Consider the following 20,794-nt stretch of genomic DNA (forward strand, 5'->3'; position numbering starts at 1 on the left):
CTCCAAACCTCCTTAGTGCAATAAAAAAACAAAAAAAGCCTTCCAAGAAGAAGACTTTTGAACGTTCAGGACTTCTTCTTATCGTTCGATGGATGCATCGCTGGAATTAGCACCTTGGATTGAAATCTCTGATGAAGACAGATGATTTCATTATGCCAGGTTGCTGAAGCTTCAAAGGGCCAGTCCCTCAGCTTCTCTAGATAAGAATGGTGAAATATGAAATTTTAGAAAAAGATATTATATCTAATTTACATGTTTTTTCGGATAGATTCAATACAAAAATAAAACTTTTCTGAATAGACGGGGAATTTGTTGAGGGGAAATCGAAGCAGATACTTGCAGAACAACGAAAAAAACACTCAGCAGAGGATAGCCCGAGTGTTTGTTCACTTTATCTGAAATTAATGAATTGAACATCTATCGGCAGGTCGGCTCCGCGAACGGCTGCGATCACCTGCTGAAGGTCGTCCTTATTTTTGCCGGTCACACGGACCTGATCGTCCTGAACCTGGGTTTTTACTTTTAATCCGGAATTTTTAATAATGGCATTAATCTTTTTTGCATTATCCTTATCAATACCCTGAATGAGCTTAGCGCGCTGGCGAATCGTTCCGCCCGATGCACCTTCGATTTTTCCGTAATCAATATTTCGTGTCGCTACATTGCGCTTTATCAATTTAGAAATAAAAACATCCTTTAACTGATCCATTTTAAACTCATCATCTGAAACTAAAACAATCTCTTCTTTTTCAAGAGAAATGCTGCTTTTGCTCCCTTTAAAATCATAGCGGGTGCCAATTTCCTTCATTGTCATCGTAATTGCATTCGTCACCTCAGGCATATCCACCTTTGAAACAATATCAAAAGAACTGTCTTTCGCCATAAGAATCCTCCCAAAAGTTTATATTATCTATAGATTATAGTAGAATGAACAGGGGATAACAACTAACGAAGTGCGGAATCGCCCGTTTAGCTCCGACAGACAGATAAGAATTCCGCCGAAAAGTCCGGGTTTGACTTTTTGGGGGAATTTGTTCTGGCCGAGGAGTTGGGCGATGGAGCCGGACAATACGAAGTACAAAACGTAAAAGTTGGAGTAGTCTGCAGCAATTAAGCACCCGATTAGCCCAGGAGATTAGCCGTTTAGCTGCGCATTCATACATAAATGTCCGCTTCAATTTGAAAACTAACAGCAGATGCAACCTGCAAAAGAAAGGAACGAAATACAATTGATGAATCCAGGAACGTTTATGACGCTTTCGATAGATGAAAAATTAGATTATGGCTATTATTTAACAGATGGGGAAAGCCGTGTGCTCCTTCATAAAACGGAAATCACGGAACCGATTGATGACAAAGAAGAAGTAGAGGTTTATTTAATTGTTGATCATGAAGACCGTCTTGCTGCAACAATGAAGAAACCGAAAATTACCGAGGATCATTACGACTGGGTTGAAGTTGTAAGCGTAAGAGAAGACATGGGAGCGTTTGTTGATATTGGTTTATCCAAGGATGCCCTAGTAGCAAACGATATCCTTCCAGCGTTTATCGAGGTTTGGCCTGAAGAGGGGGACATGCTTTATTGTTCTTTGAAGGTAACGAAAAATGGCAGGTTTTTCACGAAGCTTGCAACGGAAGATGTCATGCAGGAGAATATCGTATCAGCAGAAGGTGCAGCCAACAATCAAACTGTGACAGGCAGAGTTTACAGAATGATTATTGCCGGCTCATATATTATTACAGAAGAAGGCTACAAAGGATTTATTCACTCTTCGCAGCGTAAAAGAGAGCCTCGTTTAGGCGAGCTGGTAACAGGACGTGTAATTGAAGTGAAAGACGATGGAACAATCAACGTATCTCTGCTTCCCAGAAAGCATGAAGCATTGGATGAGGATGCACAGCAGCTTTATGATTACATGGAATCAAGAGGCGGAGCGATGCCATTTTTCGATAAGAGCGACCCAGAGGATATTAAAGAACGCTTTAACATGAGCAAAGGCGCGTTCAAGCGTGCAATCGGATCATTAATGAAAGCTGGGAAAGTTTATCAGGAAGACGGCTGGACATATTTCAAAAAGGAACAGTAAGCGAGTTGATCGCTTGCTGTTTTTTTTGAGCAATTTCAGGTTTTTTGCGGATAAATTCTGAAATTTAATTAATATCATTATGCGTCTCAGTTATCTCAAAAAAAATTTACTCGCTTTACCCTTCCTGCAATAAAGATTTCCGTAAATCAGTCGATATGACATGAGGAGATACTTTTAAAGGGGAGAATACATCAAATGAAAAGAAAACATATTGCTGTGCTGCTTTCATTTTGCATCACGATTTTGCTTGCAGGCTGCGGACAAGCTGCAATGGAAAGCAATGCAGATGAAAAGATAAAGGTTGGGATTATGCTGTCTGACGTCGGACTGGGAGATCAGTCATTTAGTGATTCAGCATTTGGCGGACTAATTAAATCCCGTGATGAGCTTGGAATCTTATTTGATTATAGGGAAATTAAAGATACTGGCACCTATGAAAAGGGGTTGACTGAATTAGTTGAAGAAGGCAATGACCTTGTTATCGGACTGGGTTTTATGGTTCAGGAGGATCTTGAGAAGACGGCGAAAAAATATCCGAAACAGAAATTTATATTAATTGATGCGATTTCAGAGCTGGATAACATCACGTCGATTACGTTTAAAGAGGATGAGGGAAGCTTTTTGGCAGGAGTTGTTGCCGCCATGACATCAAAATCGAATACTGTAGGATTTATTGGAGGAGCGGATGTTCCGCTTATCAATAAGTTTGCAGATGGATTTTCAGAAGGTGCTAAAGCGGTTAAACCGGATATTGCCATTATCACGGAATATGCCAATGATTTCGGCAACGATAAACTTGGCAGTGAAATAGCGAAAAAAATGATTGGCAATAAGGCTGATGTTTTATATGCTGCTGCTGGCTTTACCGGAGTAGGGGCACTAAAAGCAGCACAAGAAAGCCGTATTTACGCAATTGGAGTTGACAGCGATCAGTATTTTTACGCTGAGAAATCAGTGATAACCTCTATGCTCAAGAATGTAGACGTGGGTATCTACCAGCTGCTTAAGGAGTATGCAAGAGAAAATAAGGTTCCTGAAGGACATATAGAATTAGGTTTAAAAGACAATGGTGTTCAGCTGGCGCCAATCCGCGTTATTTCGCTTACGGATGAACAGCGGAAAACTCTTGATGAATGGCAGAAAAAATTAGCAGAAGGCAACTAGGGGGATGACTTGTGTCACTTAAGAAAAAACTTTTGCTGAATTCACTCAGCATCATTATTATGGCAACTTTGATGATTGGTTTTATTATCGTGAATATGCTTTCCATTCAATCATCTAATCAAAATGAGGTTCCTGTTCTGCTAAATATTGAAAAGCTGCAGGGAGAGCTTACTGTAACAAAACAAAGTCTGAACAACTTTGCCTTTTCATTGACAGATGCTCAAAAAGAAGAGACTCTTCAATCACTTCAGAGAAATGAAAAACTGATTGAAGAAATAAATCAAACCGCGAAGGATAAAAATACAAAACAAGCATTTCAAAAGGCTTCAATTAAATTTAAAGCTTTTAAAGAAGAAACAGGCCAGGCTCTGAATCAAAAAAATCAAGCAGAAGCCAAGCGCCAGTCTGTTCGTGTTGATGGGATTTCCAATGATGTGCACTTGATGAATTTTTATTCGAATGAACGATATGAGATGCTTCAGGAGAACTTGAAAAAACAAATCGAATTCGTTATATTATCGGCAATAATCGGTACAGCTCTTTTAATTTTATTATCTTCTTATATTGTGATTCGAATGACAAATGCCATTACAAAGCCTCTCAAAGGGCTTTCCCATCAGGCAAGTGAAATTGCAAATGGAAATTTGGCAGTGGCTGCTATTTCCTATAAGGGAAAAGATGAAATAGCAGCACTGAATGATTCTTTCACTTCAATGACACATCAGCTTAAAGGACTTCTATTCTCAATCGACAGCGTGAGTAAAGAAGTAGAAGGTTTTGCAAAAGATCTCGAGGGAGAGAACAGAGCATTAACTGAAATCAGTAATCAGGTAGCTGTTTCTACAGATGAATTATCTGCAGGATCACAATCGATCTCCTCCGATCTTCAAGATGCGGTTACTTTGATTGAGAGAATGGATTTTGATTTCAGCGTAAATGTAACCCGGTCTGAGCAATCCGTTCAATATGGAAAAGAAACGGTGAATGCCATCACATCAGGACAGAGCGCGATTAAAGCACAGCGGCTGCTTATTCAGGAGAATATGAATACGACCCGGCAAATTGAAGAATCAACAAGAACATTTATTGGGTATATGACGAAAATAGAAGATATGGCTAAGGTTGTTTCAAATATTGCGGATCAGACGAATCTGCTCGCTTTAAATGCCGCCATTGAGGCTGCGCGTGCCGGTGAGGCAGGCAAAGGTTTTGCTGTTGTTGCTGCTGAAGTGAGAAAGCTTGCAGAAGAATCCACCGGTGCAACATCTCAAATATTTGAAATGGTAAGTTTAATTCAGTCAGGAATATCCAGTATTTCAGAATCTGTTGTGAATGGGGTATCGATTGCTCAAAAACAGCAGAACGGAATGGATCATACAACAAGTGCTTTTGAAGCTATCGATCATAAAGTAAAAGGAATTACATCCGAATTGAATGATTTAAAATCAGGTATATTGAATTCCAAGAAACTTGGAGAACAAGTGCTGCAAAATGTAGAAAGCATCAGTGCCGTTGTAGAAGAGACAGCAGCAGGAAGCGAGCAAATTTCTGCTTCGACAACTGAACAGCTCCTCGCATTCGAAAAAATGGTGGAAAAAGTGATTGAACTCAGACAGCTGACAGATGATTTAAATCAGACGCTTTCGAAGTTTAAGCTTCAATAAAACAAAAACAGCAGCGGAAAATCGCTGCTGTTTTTATATAAGAAATTAAGAAATTTTGCGCATTTATGTCTAGCTTCAGGCCTAATTCCCAGGTCAGAAAGGATCCGCCGCAAAAAAGTCAAACCCGAACTTTTCCAGCAGATTCTTATCCTTTCAGAGCAAACCAGGCCGCTTTTGCTTCTCTTATAAACGGTCGGTCTTTTTAGAATATTGTCTTTCGCCTTTTTGGCGGTTTTTCTCGCGCATCATGTTTCTTTCATGTTCTTTGGCATTATTGTCTTTTGCTTTTTTGTCGTTATCGCTTGTATGCGGCATCATAAAAACTCCCTTACTGAAAAGATACGTTTATGTTGCCCTGTAAGTATAATATTATGAGATCGGTTTGTTTGAAAAGAAAATGGCAATCGTGCCAGGTCCGGAATGCGCTCCAACTGAACAGCCGACTGTGTTTATATATACTTCTTTCGGATGAAATTCAGTTTCAATCATTGCTTTTATTTCCTTGGCGGAGACCTCATCATCCCCGTGACTGATGGCGATGGTCTGACTTTCAAGATTTACGCCCCGCTCTTTCATCAGCTCGATGACCCTTCGGAAAACTTTTTTCCGGCCTCTTAGTTTTTCAAGCGGAATCAGCTTGCCGCCTTCAACATGCAGAAGCGGTTTGATGTTGAGAAGACCGCCTACAAAGGCAGATGCTTTGCTGATTCTGCCGCCTCTTGCTAAATATTCTAAGTTGTCGACGGTGAAGATGTGCTCTGTATGTTCACAAAAGTCTTTTACAGAAGCTTCAATTTCTTGCAGAGTGTTTCCTTTACTGGCCAGGTCAACTGCATATTTAACTGAAAGTCCAAGGCCAAGGGAAGCACATTTGGAATCCACAATGGAAAGCTCAAAATCAGGATATTCTTCTTTGACTTCGTTTCCAATCATGACAGCAGTCTGATAGGTTCCGGAAAGCTCCGATGAAAAAGCAACATACAATACCGGCACTTTTTTCTTAGCAAATTCAGTGAATGTCTCTTTTACATCAAGAGGAGAGATTTGAGTCGTTTTAGCTATTTTCCCTTCACGCATCGCGTCGTATACTTCTTTAGGGGAAATCGTGACTAAATCGCGATAGTCATTTTCCTCAATATGTACACCAAGAGGGAGAAGTGTTACGCCGTGTTTCTCATAAAATTCAAGCGGCAGATCGCATGCGCTGTCTGCGACGATATGGACCGTCATTTTGACACCTCATTTCATCTGGTTTTACCCGCAAAACGGGATAATAGCCTCATATATAGTTCTAAATTAGCACTTAGCCAAAAAGAAGTAAAGAATGTTACGCTGTCCTAAAACACAATATTTGTATTGATCTGCAAGAAATTGGGGTAAATCAGAAATACTATCATTATCTTATAGCCCGGGAGGATTTTCTGCAAATGGTTTATGATGAAGTAAAAAAAACGGTTGTCGTTATTTTTGGAGCGCTGCTGAATGCTGTCGGCCTGAATTTATTCATGATTCCTGCTGATGTTTATGCGAGCGGATTTACCGGCATCGCCCAGCTTTTATCAAGTGTAATTAAAGAATACACCCCCCTTTACATATCGACAGGGGTGCTTCTGCTCCTTCTTAACATTCCAGTAGCCATTCTCGGATGGAGAAAAGTTGGGAAATCGTTCACGCTGTACAGTTTACTTAGTGTAGCAGCCACCACAGTATTCTTATCAATCGTCCCTTTATATCCTTTGTCGGAGGATATTTTGCTTAACGCTGTATTTGGAGGCGTCATTGTTGCGATTGGCGTAGGCATTACGCTTAAATATGGTGCTTCAACAGGCGGACTCGATATTGTAGCTATGATCCTTTCGAGAATGAAGGATAAACCTGTCGGCACTTATTTCTTTATCTTAAACGGAATTATCATTTTTACAGCGGGATTGCTATATGGATGGGAAAAAGCGCTTTACACTCTTGTTACGCTTTATGCTTCAACACGTGTTATTGATACAATTCATACACGACATGAAAAATTGACAGCCATGATCATTACAAAAAAAGCTGATGATCTAAAAAAGGCCATTCATGCTAAAATGGTAAGAGGGATTACAATGGTTCCTGCTAAAGGTGCTTTTACAAACGAGCAAAAGGACCTGCTGATGATTGTGATCACACGCTATGAGCTTTATGATTTAGAAAAAATCATTAAGGAAGTTGATCCAAAGGCATTTACAAATATCATTCAAACAACAGGAATCTTTGGTTTCTTCCGCAAAGAATAGGAGACGTGCACGATATGAAAAAGCTTGTATTCATTATGCTGGGCTTATTATTTCTTGTCGGCTGCGGTCAAACTGCTGAAAATAAGGATGAAGCGGAAGAGGTGTCCGGTGACGTGGAAACGAAAGAAGTTCAATTAGCTGTTGAGACGAAGGAAAGCCCTGAAAGTGTGCAAATCAATATCACTCTAAAAAACAATACAGATGAAGAAAAGAATTTCGAGTTCTCATCAGGACAGAAATATGAAATTATCATTACAGATCCAAACGGAGCAGAAGTGTACAAATATTCAAAGGGAAGAATGTTCACTCAAGCACTGCAGTATCTAAAGCTGCCTTCAGGAGAGAGTCAAACCTGGCAGGAAACATGGGACAAGAAAAGTGCAGGGAATAAAATTGAAGCCGGTGAATACACAGTAAAGGTTTTATTAACCGGAAAAGCAGAAGGTGTAAAAGCCTTAGAAGCAAAAGCTAAATTCACGGTAACTGAATAAAGAGAAAAGCTGCGGAAAATTCCGCAGCTTTTTTATTACTATGGGCTAATCATGATGCCCTGCTTCATTGCTGACATCTCGGTGCGAACGGATCTGCCAGTAAAGAAAAACGGCTATTTCTGCTTATCTGCTAACCGGCCGTTTTAGCCCTTTTTACTACATATTCTTCAATTCGTCTTGAAGTTCGCTTAGCTGTTTTTGTTCCGCAGGAGAAGCGTTTGCAAAGGCGGACATGAGTGCACCTTCTGCTTTTGCTTTTGCGTCTGCATCTACGCCCTGGTGGCTGTTCTGTGCGCCATTTTGGCTTTGGTGCTGACTTGAATACTGATTTTGCTGACTGTCATCATGCTGGCTGAATTGGTTCTGCTGATGATTATGATCGTCATTCATCTTGCCGCTTAAAACCTCGCCAGCCTTTTCTACCGCTTTTCTTGCTGCCTGAAATAGTTGATTGCCCATATTAAAAGCCTCCTAAAGAGGATTTTTCTGCCATTTGAGCTTTGCGCTCTTCTGACTCAGCCATTGTTGTGTGATAAGGGAAACGTTCATCATGTTTCGTAACGGAATCTTTACCTTGCTGTACAAAGCGTTTAGATTTATTGCTGCTCATGCGAAATTCCCCCTAAAAGAATATTTGCTGACGCTGCTGATGCGTCTTCTTTATTTTGTCTCATTGGGGTTTGTTCTATGGATGGTAATCTTCACTAAAAAAGGACGCCCTTATAGCGACAAGGTGTCCTTTAAGTAAATGGCAATGCCATCCTCTTCATTTGTTTTCGTTTCTCTGTTCGCAACCTTCTTGAGTTCAGGAATGGCATTACCCATTGCAACACCCTGACCAGCATATTTCAGCATTTCAAGATCATTGTCTTCATCGCCGAATGCAATGATTCTTTCTGCGGGAATGTTGTACGAATCAGCAATTTTTTTTAATCCCACGGCTTTATTCATTCCGTGCTTGATGATCTCAATAACGTGCCACGGGGCAGCCCAGCGTCTGTGATCGACAAGCTCAGCATGAACATCTGATAAGTAGTTGCGGATATTGTCCACTTCTTCCTCAGAAGCATGGATTAGAATACTTGTTACATCATCTCCAAGATTTTTACGCAGGTCTCCAACTGTGATGTCTGAAGTATTCATTGTGAAAATATCCAGAAGTTTTTCGTCGTGATAATGGAAATACACATGATCCATTACTTCAGCAAGTATATTATTGACGTTGTGCTTTTCGCACACTTCAACGATTTGCTTTACAACATCTAAGGAAAGAGTTGTGTGAAACGCTCCCCACTTATCATCTTTTGGATGATGGACGAATGCTCCGTTAAAGTTGACGATTGGCGTATCGAGTCCAAGCTCCTCGTAATACATTGAACTGGCACGATACGGCCGTCCTGTTGAAATGCAGACAATATGTCCTGCTTCTTTTGCTTTTTTAATGATTTCTTTTGAATAAGCAGAAATCGTTTTATCATCTTTTAATAAAGTACCATCTAAATCAAGGGCGATTAAATAAGGTTTTGTTGTCATAGAAGCTCCTTTATTCTTTGAATTAAAAAACCAGTCCTACTAACAGTGTATCTTTTTTCCAAGATTATTGTCTACATGTTACACTTAAGATAAAGAAAAAGAGGGAGGCATAAAACATGATCGCTGTTGAAAAAATGAATGCAGCAGGTATTCCATTACTTCATGTGGTAAAGGATTCTGCCAAAAATGAAAAAACGCCGTTTGTCATTTTTGTCCACGGTTTTACAAGCGCGAAGGAACATAACCTGCACTATGCCTACCTGCTTGCTGAAAAAGGAATTCGTGTTGTACTGCCGGATGCCCTGCATCACGGAGAAAGAAGTGAAAATCTTGCAGGACTAGAGTTAAATATGCAATTTTGGAGCATTGTAATAAATGAAATTAATGAATTGCAGATAATTAAGGACTATTTTGAAAATGAAAAACTGATTGATCCCGGTCAAATCGGTGTTGCAGGAACTTCCATGGGCGGGATTGTGACCCTTGGAGCATTGACGCAATACAAATGGATCAAAGCAGCTGCAAGCTTAATGGGAAGTCCTTATTATGAACAGTTTTCCCGGCAGCAAATACAATATATACAAAAAATGGGCATTAAAGTTCCGCTCACTGATGAAGAGCTTGAGCAGCACTTCTTAAGTCTGCAGGCTTATGATTTAAGTATACATACTGAAAAGCTCGCAGCACGTCCATTATTATTCTGGCACGGTAAGAAGGATCAGGTCGTTCCTTTTGATCCGACCTACACGTTTTTCCAGGAAATCAAATCGTCCTATGAGGAAAAGCCTGAATATCTGAAATTTATCGCAGATACTAATGCAGATCATAAAGTTTCAAGAGAAGGACTTATTGCAACTGTCGACTGGTTTGCCGATTTTTTACTTGAAAGCAGATAATTTCAGATTGCTGCATGGTTTCGATATACTTTGCTATGAGGAGTGATTGCTATGGAAGAAGCATTAAAAGAAAATATATATGGAGCGCTTGAACTTGTCGTTGACCCGGAGCTTGGTGTTGACATTGTGAATCTTGGACTTGTTTATGATGTAGAGCTTGACGAGAACGGCACAGCGCTTGTCACGATGACCTTAACTTCAATGGGCTGTCCGCTTGCCGGGACAATCATTGATCAAGTAAAAACAGCCTTGCGTGATATTCCTGAAATTAAAGAAACAGAAGTAAACATCGTCTGGAATCCGCCTTGGACAAAAGACAGAATGAGCCGAATCGCAAAAATAGCATTAGGCGTGCAGTGAGAGTAAATTCCAGTTCTATATTTATAGGGCTGGGATTTTTTTTTTTTGAAATCGGGAATCATCTGAAGCTATTTAGACTCGTCCAGACTGGATTTATTCCAAATTGCCAAAATCTTCTGAATCGGCATATTTCGGAATTTGTTCTTTTCCTTTTCGCAATCAATCTATAAAACTTAAAAATATTTAAATATACAATTGATTTTATTTTTATGCAGTATTATAATGGGTACTAATTCAAACAGCAGAACGATATAAATTAAAGGGTGATACATTTGAATGTAGGTATTATAGGCGCAACGGGCTACGGAGGCAATGAGTTATACCGGCTTCTCACAAAACATCCAAAAGTGAATAAATGTATTCTTTATACATCTTCTGAAGAAGGAAAGCCATACAGGGAATCTTATCCGCATTTAACCGGCATCAGTGATGAATTACTGGTCAGTATAGACAGTAAAAGGATTGAAAAAGAGGTTGATACCCTTTTTATGGCTTCTCCGCCTGGAGCTGCTGCTGAGATTTTGCCTCAAATCAACCTGGATGAGGTAAAGGTAATTGATTTATCAGGAGATTTGAGATTAAAAGATTCTGCTTTATACGAGAAATGGTATAAACGAAAGGCTGCAGACCAGAGGATTGTTGATGAAGCGGTATATGGTCTTTCTGAGCTGAATAAACCATCCATTATGAACGCATCCATTCTGTCAAATCCAGGCTGCTTTCCGACAGCTTCCATCCTCGGCCTTGCGCCGGCTGTATCTAGTGAGCTGATCAAGGAAACTTCCATTATTATAGATGCGAAAACAGGTGTTTCCGGTGCAGGCCGAAAAGCAGGCGCAGGTGTTCATTATTCAGAAGTAAATGAAAACTTGAAAGTCTACAAAGTGAATGAACATCAGCATATTCCTGAAATTGAACAAGCGCTTCAGTGCATGAATGAAAACATTTCAGCTATTACCTTTCAAACGCATTTAGTTCCAATGACAAGGGGTATAATGGCAACCATCTACGCGAATACAAAAGGAAAAATGAGTTCAGAGGAATTACTTGCATGCTATCAAGCTTTTTACAGAGATTCCTATTTTGTAAGAGTGAGGCCGCTTGGGGAATTTCCATCAACTAAAGAGGTATACGGTTCAAATTTTTGTGACATCGGTCTTTCTTATGATGAGCGGACAGAAAGAATCACGATCGTTTCAGTGATTGATAACTTAATGAAGGGCGCTGCAGGCCAGGCAGTGCAAAACTTTAATATTATGAATGGATATCAAGAAACAATGGGACTTGAGCTCACACCGCTATATCCATAGGAGGTTGTATTATGCTGAAAGTTAAAGAGTCAATCGGGCTCCGGAAAATAGATGAAGGATCGGTTACATCGCCTGCTGGATTTACGGCAGATGGCGTACATACCGGGTTGCGATATGCAAAAAAAGATTTAGGCGTTTTGATAAGCGAAGTTCCGGCAAGCTGTGCTGCAGTTTACACGCAAAGTCATTTTCAGGCAGCTCCGCTGAAAATAACACAAGAAAGCATTGAAATGGATCACAAACTGCAGGCACTTATAGTGAACAGTGCGATTGCCAATGCATGTACAGGAGAGCAGGGATTAAAAGATGCATATGAGATGAGAGCTTTGTGCGCGAATTCTTTTGCATTAAAAGAAGAGCATGTGGCTGTTGCTTCAACAGGAGTTATCGGAGAATACTTGAAAATGGACTGCATTCGGAATGGTGTGGATGATATTTCTCCTTCAAAAGACGGGTCACCGGCTTTTCAAGAGGCGATTTTAACGACCGATACAGTGACGAAGAAAACATGCTATGAGATGACGATTGACGGAAGAAAAGTCACAATCGGCGGCTGTGCAAAAGGCTCAGGGATGATCCATCCCAACATGGCGACAATGCTTGCATTTGTTACAACTGATGCCTCCATAGAAAGCAGTGTTCTGCAGCAGGCCCTCAGTGAATTAACAGATGTATCTTTCAATCAAATTACGGTCGATGGCGAAACTTCAACGAACGATATGGTTTTAGTCATGGCAAACGGTTTGGCGAATAATGAACCTCTGACACCGCAGCATGATGATTGGGTTACCTTCAAACAAGGCCTTAAACTTGTATGCGAGGATCTTGCAAAGAGCATAGCAAGAGACGGTGAAGGCGCTACGAAGCTGATTGAAGTGACAGTTGAGGGAGCAGCAAATGATGCGGAGGCCAGAATTACAGCAAAAAAAGTGGTAGGTTCAAGTCTTGTTAAAACAGCCGTTTATGGATCTGATGCAAACTGGGGAAGAATTATCGGTGCAATCGGCCACAGCAGCGCAGAAGTGAATCCTGATAAAATCGGCATCTTTTTAGGTGATCAATGTCTGTATCATAATGGCCAGCCTCAGAATTTTTCAGAAGATAAGGCAAAAGAAGTGCTGGACAAAAACACAGTGAATATTCATATTGACCTCCGAATCGGAAACGGAGAGGGAAAAGCCTGGGGCTGTGACCTGACATATGATTATGTCAAAATTAACGCAAGCTACAGAACGTAAGGAGAGAATCATGAGCAAAGTTGTCGTGTTGAAGTGCGGAGGAAGTATTGTTGATGAACTGTCTGAGGCTTTTTTCGGAAGCCTGCACGAGCTGAAAAAACAAGGCTATAAAGTCGTCATTGTCCATGGCGGCGGACCTGCAATCAACAGCGTTCTCAAAAGCATGAACGTTCAGACTCAATTCATTAATGGGCAGAGAAAAACAACAAAGCAGGTCCTGAATATCGCTGAAATGGTGCTTGCAGGCCAAATCAATAAGCAGATTGTAAGAGCTTTGGAACAAAATAATCTCATGTCAGCAGGAATTGCGGGCTCTGATGGCGGAATGCTGACTGCCGAGTTTTTGAATGAAACAGAACTTGGGTACGTCGGAAAAATTTCTAACGTCCATACTCACCTGATTAAAACTCTGATTGACGGCGACTACGTACCTGTCATCGCCCCGATAGCGAGAACAGAAGATCATCAAACTCTTAATGTTAACGCTGATACAGCAGCTGCAGCTATAGCAAGTGCACTTGGTGCCCAAAAACTGCTGTTTGTTACAGATGTGCCAGGCATTTTGAAGGAAAAACAAGTAATTAATCATACAACGCCAGATGAAATCGAAGAAATGATTGGTGCAGGCATTATTAACGGCGGGATGATTCCTAAAGTCCAGGCAGCGATGAAGTCATTGTCTCAGTCTTTAAAAGAAGTGATGATTGTCAGCGGTCAATCAATGTTTGTTGCAGAACAATCCATCTTGGGAACAAAAATTACCATAAACAAGGAGGCTGCATTAAAATGAGTCATGTATTTCCTACATATGCGCGATGGGATTTGGAGATAAAGGAAGCAAACGGTTCAGTCGCCACCGATCAAAATGGCAAAACCTATCTTGATTTTATCTCTGGAATTGCTGTTTGTAATTTAGGCCATGGAGATAAAGATGTGAAGCAGGCTGTTCAAGATCAGCTTGATAAAGTCTGGCACGTTTCCAATCTTTTTCAGCATTCATTGCAAGAGGAAGTTGCGGAAATTCTCACAGCAAACAGCTGCGGTGATGCAGTATTTTTTTGCAACAGCGGCGCTGAAGCAAATGAAGCTGCGATAAAGCTTGCGAGAAAGCACACGGGCAAAACGAAGATTGTTACCTTTAAGCAATCGTTTCATGGAAGAACATTTGCTACGATGTCTGCAACAGGCCAGTCCAAAATTCATGATGGCTTCGGACCATTATTGCCGCAGTTTGAATATTTGCCTTATAACGATACAGAGTCTCTTCAGCAATTAGAAGGAGATGGTTATGCTGCTATTATGCTTGAGGTTATTCAGGGAGAGGGAGGAGTCGTACCGGCAGAAGCCTCTTTTATAGAAGAAGTAAAAAAGACATGTGAACGTCTTTCCGCCCTCCTGATTATTGACGAAGTGCAGACTGGCATTGGACGGACGGGACTACCGTTTGCTTATCAGCATTTTCAAATTGAGCCTGATATTATTACAGCAGCCAAAGGACTCGGCAGCGGATTTCCTGTTGGAGCCATGATCGGAAAAAAAGAATTGATTGCATCCTTTCAGCCAGGCTCACATGGGACGACGTTTGGGGGAAATCCACTTGCTATGGCTGCAGCAAAAGCCACGCTCACAAAGATTTTTCAGCCCCAATTCTTGCATGAAGTTGTGAAAAAATCAGAGAAAATGGCCGATTTGCTTAAAGATTCATTGCTTCATGCTCCTGCTGTAACTGAGATTAGAGGTAAAGGCTTTATGATCGGTATTCAATTAAATCAAGAATCAGCCCCAATTATTTCTGAACTGAGAAGCAATGGTTTATTAACACTCCCTGCAGGTCCTGATGTAATCCGTCTTCTTCCTCCGCTTACTGTAACGGCTGATGAGATAGATGAAGCGATTGCTATCATTGAAAAAACGATCAAGCACACAGCACTGACAGTAAGTCAGTAACATAAATTTTTTTGTGATAAATTGTATAATTATACTTATATATTAATAAAAATTCATTACGAGGTGAATGAAAATGAGCGGTTACCTGCTTCTTGAGGATGGCACAAGCTACAAAGGAAATCTGAACGGTGGCGACAGTGAGGGCGAGATCGTATTTTATACAGGCATGACAGGCTATCAAGAGGTGCTGACAGACCCTTCCTATCAAAATCAAATCATCGTATTTACTTATCCTTTGATCGGCAATTACGGCATTAATGCAGTTGATTTTGAAAGTGAGAGACCGCAAGTAAAAGGTGCCGTTTTTTATGAATGCTGTGAACATTTCTCTCATTATGAGGCCGCTTATAGTGTTAAAGAATACTTAAGCAAATGGAATATTCCATTTATCAGTCATGTTGATACTAGATCCATCGTCAAGCAGATCCGCAAAAACGGGACGATGAAAGCACAGCTCTCGGCGGATTATTCAAACCTAATACAGAGTCAGCCGATAAAGAAGAAATTGCCTGAAATCGAACAGGGGATCACTACTCTTGGAGAAGGATCCATCCACATTGCATTACTTGATTTCGGATTCAAAAAATCAATCCTGCAATCTTTTCTGAAGAGAAACTGCAAAGTAACAATTATTCCTTATACAGAGCTGAAGGAACTTGAACGTATTCAGCCTGATGCAGTGGTTCTTTCAAATGGTCCTGGAGATCCGAAAGAACTTGAAAACTATTTGCCTGAAATAAACAAGATTGCCGGCAGCTATCCAACTCTCGGCATTTGTCTTGGGCATCAGCTCATTGCTCTAGCTTATGGAGGAGACACGATGAAGCTGCCGTTTGGTCATAGAGGAGCAAATCACCCTGTCATGGACCGGAAAAAAGGAAAAGTCTTTATGACATCCCAAAATCACAGCTATGTGGTGACGTCGGGTCATCATAAAGAGTTCGGAGTCAGGTTTGTGAATGTGAATGATCAGTCGGTTGAGGGCATGTTTCATCAGACACTTCCGATTCTATCTGTTCAATTTCATCCAGAAGCACATCCCGGACCTGCCGAAAGTGAATATATCTTTGATGAATTTCTGGAAATGGTTCTAAACACAAGGAGAGAAATGGTATATGCCTAAACGTCATGATATAAATAGCATCTTAGTAATCGGCTCTGGCCCAATTATCATTGGCCAGGCTGCAGAGTTTGATTATTCGGGGACCCAGGGCTGTATTGCCTTGAAAGAAGAAGGCTACAAGGTCGTTCTTGTGAACAACAATCCGGCAACAATTATGACGGATCATCAATATGCAGATGAGGTCTACTTTGAACCATTAACGGTAAAGAGCCTCACGAAAATTATTGAAAAAGAAAAACCGGATGGCCTGCTTGCAACTCTTGGAGGTCAAACGGGACTCAATTTGGCTGTAAAGCTTCATGAAGCCGGTGTCCTGCAAAAACATAACGTGCAAGTTCTCGGTACATCCGTCCAGTCGATCCAAATGGGAGAAGACAGAGAAAAATTCAGAAAACTGATGTATGATCTGAAACAGCCTGTACCTGCGAGCGAAATTGTAACAGGTGCACAAGAAGCGTTGGCCTTTGCAAAGGAAATCGGCTACCCGATCATCGTCCGCCCAGCTTACACACTTGGCGGTAAGGGAGGCGGAATTGCGGATAACGAGAAGGAATTGATTGAATTGATGAAAAGCGGGTTAAGTGCAAGTCCGATTCATCAATGCCTAGTTGAAAAAAGCATCGCAGGCTTTAAAGAGGTTGAATACGAAGTCATGAGGGATGCAGCCAATACGTGTATAACTGTATGCAATATGGAAAATATCGATCCTGTCGGGATTCACACTGGGGATTCAATTGTTGTAGCTCCTTCACAAACTTTGACTGATCATGAATATCAAATGCTCCGGAGTGCTTCATTAACCATCATTTCTGCTTTAAATGTAGTTGGGGGCTGCAACATACAGTTTGCTCTAGATCCGGTAAGCAAGCAATATTACGTCATAGAGGTGAATCCGCGTGTCAGCCGTTCATCAGCTCTTGCCTCAAAGGCGACTGGCTACCCAATCGCAAAACTTGCAGCAAAACTTGCAGTTGGCTATGCGTTAAGCGAGCTTAAAAACCCATTGACACAGTCTACATTTGCAAGCTTTGAGCCTGCTCTTGATTATGTGGTCGTGAAATTTCCAAGATGGCCTTTTGATAAATTTAAAGACGCTGACCGCACACTTGGCACCAAGATGAAAGCAACCGGTGAAGTGATGGCGATTGAGAGAAATCTCGAAGCGGCTATTCAAAAAGCAGTATCATCACTTGAACTCGGAAATATAGGAATATACTTTGAAGAGATATCACTGCTGTCAGATCTTCAACTTTTAAATATTATTAAAAAGGCAACAGATCAGCGGTTCTTTGCCATTATAGAGCTGTTAAGAAGAGGAGAAAGCTTAAACCTCATTCATAATGAAACAGGAATTGATTATTATTTCCTAAACAGCTTTCTCTCACTTGTCACATTGGAAAAACAGCTTAAATCAGAAACATTGCATCAGTTGACAAAAGACCTCCTTTCATATGCAAAGGAAAAAGGCTGTTCAGATGAGTACCTCGCACATTGTTTAAATGAAGATGAATCAGCTGTTAGAACTCTGAGAAAATCATACGGCATCACAGCTAAATTTAAGCTGGTTGATACATGTGCAGCGGAATTTGAAGCAAGAACCAATTATTATTATTCGACTTATTTCGGAGAATGCGAGCTTGAAAAAGCTGCAAACCCAAGAAAAAAAGCACTGGTCCTTGGATCAGGTCCTATCCGCATCGGACAGGGAGTTGAGTTCGATTACAGCGCTGTGCAAGGAATACAAGCCTTGCAGAAGCTTGGCTATGAAGCGATTATGATCAACAATAATCCTGAAACAGTCAGCACAGATTTTGAAACTGGAGACCGTCTGTACTTTGAGCCGCTGACAGTCGAACACGTACTGAATGTGATTGAAGCTGAACAGATAGACGTAACGATCGTGCAATTTGGAGGGCAAACCGCCATCAATCTTGCAGCTGGACTTGAGGAAAGCGGAGCAGTCCTTCTCGGAACAGATTCAGAAACACTTGATATTCTTGAAGAACGGGAGAAATTTTATCACCTATTAGACGAATTAGATATTGCTCATCTTCCGGGGACAACTGCCCATAACGCAGATGAAGCTATCATGGAAGCAGAAATAATCGGCTATCCTGTGTTAATCAGACCTTCTTACGTCATCGGGGGGAAAGGCATGATTGTGCTTGAGAATAAAGAGCAGCTTAAGAAACAGGTTGAAAAAGCCGGCAATCAATCTTATCCCATCTTAATTGACCGCTATGTCTTAGGCCAGGAAGCAGAAATTGATCTCGTTGCAGATGGGGAAAGCATCCTTATTCCAGCAGTGATGGAGCATATTGAACCAGCTGGTGTGCATTCAGGAGACAGCATGGCGATTATCCCTTCCAAGAATATAAGTGACGAGTTGAAGCAAGAAATGCATCTTGCGGCTAAGAAGATTGTGAAGCAGCTTGGCTTTAAAGGAATCATGAATATTCAGTTCCTGATTCAAAATGAAAAGCTGTATGTTCTGGAAGTCAATCCAAGAGCAAGCCGGACAGCACCGATTGTCAGCAAGGTGATGAATGTCCCTATGATTGAACTAGCAGCTGGGATGCTGAATGGCGAAAAGCTGACACATGTTTATATAGAAGACGAAAGACCATATACGGCTGTAAAATATCCCGTTTTTTCCAGTCATGCCCTTCAGAATGTAGATCTTAAGCTAAGTCCTGAAATGAGATCAACAGGGGAAGGCTTGTGCCTTGCACCTACATTGAAGGAAGCACTCGGAAAAGTATTTGATGAAGATCGTGATAAAAGCAGCATCAGTATTTTTATGGATGAAATCGATTATTCCCTGCTTCAAAAAGCAGAAGCCGCTGGACTGAAAACAGAAACTGAATCCTTTGAAAAATGGGCTGACACTGCTGAGAACGGTGTGTTTGTCAGTCTGAAAAGTGAAGAATCCAGAGAAAAACGCCTGCTTGCTGCTGAAAAAGGAATAAAGGTGTTTTCAGATGCATCATCCTTTAAGGCTTACTTGAAAGCGGCACCTGACTACGAGGTTTATTCAATCAGAGAATTAACAAGAACGGGAGTGAACATGATATGAGTTCTGTAAAAGTGGCACAAACTAAATCTGCACTATTGGGAAAAGATTGTTTGACCCTGCTTGATTATACGACTGAGGAAATTCTGCATCTTGTTGAAGAAGGCATACAAATGAAGAAATTTCCCATTCAATCCATTCTGTCCGGAAAAATATTGGCAATGATTTTTGAAAAATCGTCAACTCGGACTCGGGTTTCGTTTGAAGCGGGAATGCAGCAGCTTGGAGGCAGCGCGCTCTTTTTAAGCAGTCAGGATCTTCAATTGGGCCGGGGAGAAAGCGTAGCTGATACAGCCAAAGTCCTGTCAGGTTATGTAGATGCCATTATGATCCGCACGTTTGAGCATGAAAAAGTAGAGGAGCTTGCACTGCATGCTTCGATTCCTGTTATTAATGGACTGACAGATACCTTCCATCCATGCCAGGCCCTTGCAGATTTAATGACGATTCTGCAGCTGAAAAAATCGTTTAAAGGAACAAAGGTAGCTTACGTTGGCGATGGAAATAATGTTGCGCACTCTTTACTAATTGCATGTGCGAAGGTAGGAATGGATGCAGTCATTGCTCATCCAGAAGGTTATGGGCCAGATCACCAAGTGATGGGAAAAATAGCTGAGATCTGCAAACAGACAGGTGCTGTGATCACAGCCGTAACGAATCCGCAAGAGGCTGTTCATCAAGCAGATATCGTGTATTCAGATGTATGGACGAGTATGGGGCAGGAAAAAGAAAATGAAATCCGCCTCTCGGCTTTTAACGCCTATCAAATTAACGAAGAGCTAATGAGCTTCGCCAAAAAAGACAGTCATTTTCTTCACTGTCTGCCGGCTCATCGGGGAGAAGAAGTTACAGCGGAAATTATTGACGGAAGCCAATCTGCCGTCTTTCAGCAGGCCGAAAACCGTCTGCATGTTCAAAAAGCGCTCCTGAAAGAGCTGCTGATCGGGTAGTTACTTCTAGGCTGTCATTGAAATGTAATTTTGAAATAGCACCCTGCAAATAAAAAACGGATGGATCAGCGGTCTGATCCATCCGTTTTGTCATGCGAGAACATTAAAAGCAGCCTTGCAGGTTAAATTTCTATTTCAAATTACATGTAATCATAAGAGATTTGCCATACTAGTTAAAGAAGGAACCTTAAGGAGGGATCTTATTTTGGGGCAGCAGCATCGCTTTAGATCAGGTCAAAAAGCACCTAATAATGGCATCTACGTAGAAGTTGGAGAAACAGGTTCAATGGTCAAAAATCCTCAAAAAATTAAGCTTCAGGCAGGAGATCGTTTCCCTGAAACGTCAAATGATGACCGGCACTGGACGTATCAAAGAAAACCTTAATAGTGAAACCAAAAAAAAACCCTACTATCTATAGTAGGGTTTTTTGTGTGCAGAGTCGAAAATTAGGTATTAATGATGTCCATCTGCAGTTCGGTCCGGCACAACTTCCCCGAGGATCAGGATGAGAACGGTTGCAACAACAGCAAGAATAGAAGCAGTAACAAAGTTATATGCAACACCTGTCATTGAAGAAACGACGTAAGCCATCATTTGCATTAATAAAAACGTCCAAAAAAATGTCCAAAAATAGCGCAATCTGTTCACCTCATTCTTCAAACAATTCTATGTCCATATTATCATACA

Annotated in this window: 22 protein-coding genes and 1 riboswitch; of the genes, 15 read left to right on the forward strand and 7 right to left on the reverse strand. The window is 41.0% G+C overall.

Annotation, left to right across the window (positions count from 1 at the left end; translation table 11 throughout):
* Window positions 1-75: 75 nt before the first annotated feature.
* Window positions 76-207: riboswitch (SAM riboswitch) on the reverse strand.
* A 184-nt stretch (window positions 208-391) separates the two neighbouring features.
* Window positions 392-883 (reverse strand): YajQ family cyclic di-GMP-binding protein, encoded by a 492-nt coding sequence (locus tag K8L98_RS05685; protein ID WP_223440329.1) that lies wholly within the window; start codon window positions 881-883, stop codon window positions 392-394.
* Between the two features lie 349 nt (window positions 884-1,232).
* On the opposite strand from K8L98_RS05685, the gene K8L98_RS05690 reads away from it, so the two are divergent.
* From K8L98_RS05690 to K8L98_RS05700, 3 genes are all read left to right on the forward strand, one after another.
* Window positions 1,233-2,087 (forward strand): CvfB family protein, encoded by an 855-nt coding sequence (locus K8L98_RS05690; RefSeq protein ID WP_223443208.1) that lies wholly within the window; start codon window positions 1,233-1,235, stop codon window positions 2,085-2,087.
* Between the two features lie 195 nt (window positions 2,088-2,282).
* Window positions 2,283-3,251, forward strand: coding sequence for a BMP family lipoprotein (locus K8L98_RS05695; protein ID WP_223440331.1), 969 nt, complete (start codon window positions 2,283-2,285; stop codon window positions 3,249-3,251).
* 11 nt (window positions 3,252-3,262) lie between these two features.
* Window positions 3,263-4,915 carry a methyl-accepting chemotaxis protein gene (locus K8L98_RS05700; RefSeq protein ID WP_223440333.1) on the forward strand — a complete coding sequence of 551 codons (1,653 nt, stop codon included), beginning with the start codon at window positions 3,263-3,265 and terminating at the stop codon, window positions 4,913-4,915.
* A 183-nt stretch (window positions 4,916-5,098) separates the two neighbouring features.
* Here the strand turns inward: K8L98_RS05700 and K8L98_RS05705 are convergent, their stop codons facing one another.
* Both K8L98_RS05705 and K8L98_RS05710 read right to left on the reverse strand, forming a co-directional pair.
* Window positions 5,099-5,230 carry a DUF3941 domain-containing protein gene (locus K8L98_RS05705; RefSeq protein ID WP_223440335.1) on the reverse strand — a complete coding sequence of 44 codons (132 nt, stop codon included), beginning with the start codon at window positions 5,228-5,230 and terminating at the stop codon, window positions 5,099-5,101.
* A 54-nt stretch (window positions 5,231-5,284) separates the two neighbouring features.
* Window positions 5,285-6,145 carry a DegV family protein gene (locus K8L98_RS05710; protein ID WP_223440337.1) on the reverse strand — a complete coding sequence of 287 codons (861 nt, stop codon included), beginning with the start codon at window positions 6,143-6,145 and terminating at the stop codon, window positions 5,285-5,287.
* Window positions 6,146-6,342: 197 nt separating this feature from the next.
* Between K8L98_RS05710 and K8L98_RS05715 the strand changes: the two genes are divergently transcribed.
* A complete protein-coding gene (locus K8L98_RS05715) occupies window positions 6,343-7,185 on the forward strand; it encodes a YitT family protein (RefSeq protein WP_223440339.1) in 843 nt (280 codons plus the stop codon).
* A gap of 14 nt (window positions 7,186-7,199) precedes the next feature.
* Window positions 7,200-7,676: a BsuPI-related putative proteinase inhibitor gene (locus tag K8L98_RS05720; protein ID WP_223440341.1), complete on the forward strand. Its 477-nt coding sequence runs from the start codon at window positions 7,200-7,202 to the stop codon at window positions 7,674-7,676.
* Between the two features lie 156 nt (window positions 7,677-7,832).
* Here the strand turns inward: K8L98_RS05720 and K8L98_RS05725 are convergent, their stop codons facing one another.
* The 3 genes from K8L98_RS05725 to K8L98_RS05735 all read right to left on the reverse strand — a co-directional run bounded on the left by K8L98_RS05725 (window position 7,833) and on the right by K8L98_RS05735 (window position 9,209).
* Window positions 7,833-8,135, reverse strand: a complete 303-nt coding sequence (locus K8L98_RS05725) for a DUF3813 family protein (RefSeq protein WP_223440342.1) — start codon at window positions 8,133-8,135, stop codon at window positions 7,833-7,835.
* A 1-nt stretch (window position 8,136) separates the two neighbouring features.
* Window positions 8,137-8,286, reverse strand: a complete 150-nt coding sequence (locus K8L98_RS05730) for a hypothetical protein (protein ID WP_223440344.1) — start codon at window positions 8,284-8,286, stop codon at window positions 8,137-8,139.
* Window positions 8,287-8,396: 110 nt separating this feature from the next.
* The gene (locus K8L98_RS05735; protein ID WP_223440346.1) at window positions 8,397-9,209 is read right to left on the reverse strand and encodes a Cof-type HAD-IIB family hydrolase; all 813 of its coding nucleotides are present in this window, start codon (window positions 9,207-9,209) and stop codon (window positions 8,397-8,399) included.
* Window positions 9,210-9,325: 116 nt separating this feature from the next.
* On the opposite strand from K8L98_RS05735, the gene K8L98_RS05740 reads away from it, so the two are divergent.
* The 10 genes from K8L98_RS05740 (at window position 9,326) to K8L98_RS05785 (ending at window position 20,491) form a co-directional block, all read left to right on the forward strand.
* Window positions 9,326-10,105 (forward strand): alpha/beta fold hydrolase, encoded by a 780-nt coding sequence (locus tag K8L98_RS05740; protein ID WP_223440347.1) that lies wholly within the window; start codon window positions 9,326-9,328, stop codon window positions 10,103-10,105.
* 51 nt (window positions 10,106-10,156) lie between these two features.
* Window positions 10,157-10,465, forward strand: coding sequence for a metal-sulfur cluster assembly factor (locus K8L98_RS05745; protein ID WP_223440348.1), 309 nt, complete (start codon window positions 10,157-10,159; stop codon window positions 10,463-10,465).
* Window positions 10,466-10,737: 272 nt separating this feature from the next.
* Window positions 10,738-11,775, forward strand: coding sequence for an N-acetyl-gamma-glutamyl-phosphate reductase (gene argC / locus K8L98_RS05750; RefSeq protein WP_223440349.1), 1,038 nt, complete (start codon window positions 10,738-10,740; stop codon window positions 11,773-11,775).
* An 11-nt stretch (window positions 11,776-11,786) separates the two neighbouring features.
* Window positions 11,787-13,013, forward strand: coding sequence for a bifunctional ornithine acetyltransferase/N-acetylglutamate synthase (gene argJ / locus K8L98_RS05755; protein WP_223440350.1), 1,227 nt, complete (start codon window positions 11,787-11,789; stop codon window positions 13,011-13,013).
* Window positions 13,014-13,023: 10 nt separating this feature from the next.
* Window positions 13,024-13,803, forward strand: coding sequence for an acetylglutamate kinase (gene argB, locus K8L98_RS05760; protein WP_223440351.1), 780 nt, complete (start codon window positions 13,024-13,026; stop codon window positions 13,801-13,803).
* The gene (locus K8L98_RS05765; RefSeq protein ID WP_223440352.1) at window positions 13,800-14,960 is read left to right on the forward strand and encodes an acetylornithine transaminase; all 1,161 of its coding nucleotides are present in this window, start codon (window positions 13,800-13,802) and stop codon (window positions 14,958-14,960) included. The genes argB and K8L98_RS05765 overlap by 4 nt, the downstream gene beginning before the upstream one ends.
* A 73-nt stretch (window positions 14,961-15,033) precedes the next feature.
* Window positions 15,034-16,083 (forward strand): carbamoyl phosphate synthase small subunit, encoded by a 1,050-nt coding sequence (locus K8L98_RS05770; protein ID WP_223440354.1) that lies wholly within the window; start codon window positions 15,034-15,036, stop codon window positions 16,081-16,083.
* Window positions 16,076-19,159 carry a carbamoyl-phosphate synthase (glutamine-hydrolyzing) large subunit gene (locus K8L98_RS05775; protein WP_223440355.1) on the forward strand — a complete coding sequence of 1,028 codons (3,084 nt, stop codon included), beginning with the start codon at window positions 16,076-16,078 and terminating at the stop codon, window positions 19,157-19,159. Before K8L98_RS05770 ends, K8L98_RS05775 begins: the two co-directional genes overlap by 8 nt.
* Window positions 19,156-20,106: an ornithine carbamoyltransferase gene (gene argF, locus K8L98_RS05780; protein WP_223440356.1), complete on the forward strand. Its 951-nt coding sequence runs from the start codon at window positions 19,156-19,158 to the stop codon at window positions 20,104-20,106. The genes K8L98_RS05775 and argF overlap by 4 nt, the downstream gene beginning before the upstream one ends.
* 205 nt (window positions 20,107-20,311) lie before the next feature.
* The gene (locus tag K8L98_RS05785; protein WP_223440358.1) at window positions 20,312-20,491 is read left to right on the forward strand and encodes a YjzC family protein; all 180 of its coding nucleotides are present in this window, start codon (window positions 20,312-20,314) and stop codon (window positions 20,489-20,491) included.
* A gap of 69 nt (window positions 20,492-20,560) precedes the next feature.
* Here the strand turns inward: K8L98_RS05785 and K8L98_RS05790 are convergent, their stop codons facing one another.
* Window positions 20,561-20,746 carry a YjzD family protein gene (locus K8L98_RS05790; RefSeq protein ID WP_223440360.1) on the reverse strand — a complete coding sequence of 62 codons (186 nt, stop codon included), beginning with the start codon at window positions 20,744-20,746 and terminating at the stop codon, window positions 20,561-20,563.
* Window positions 20,747-20,794 lie beyond the last annotated feature (48 nt).

It is taken from the genome of Metabacillus dongyingensis (assembly GCF_019933155.2).
Lineage (GTDB): Bacteria > Bacillota > Bacilli > Bacillales > Bacillaceae > Bacillus_P > Bacillus_P dongyingensis.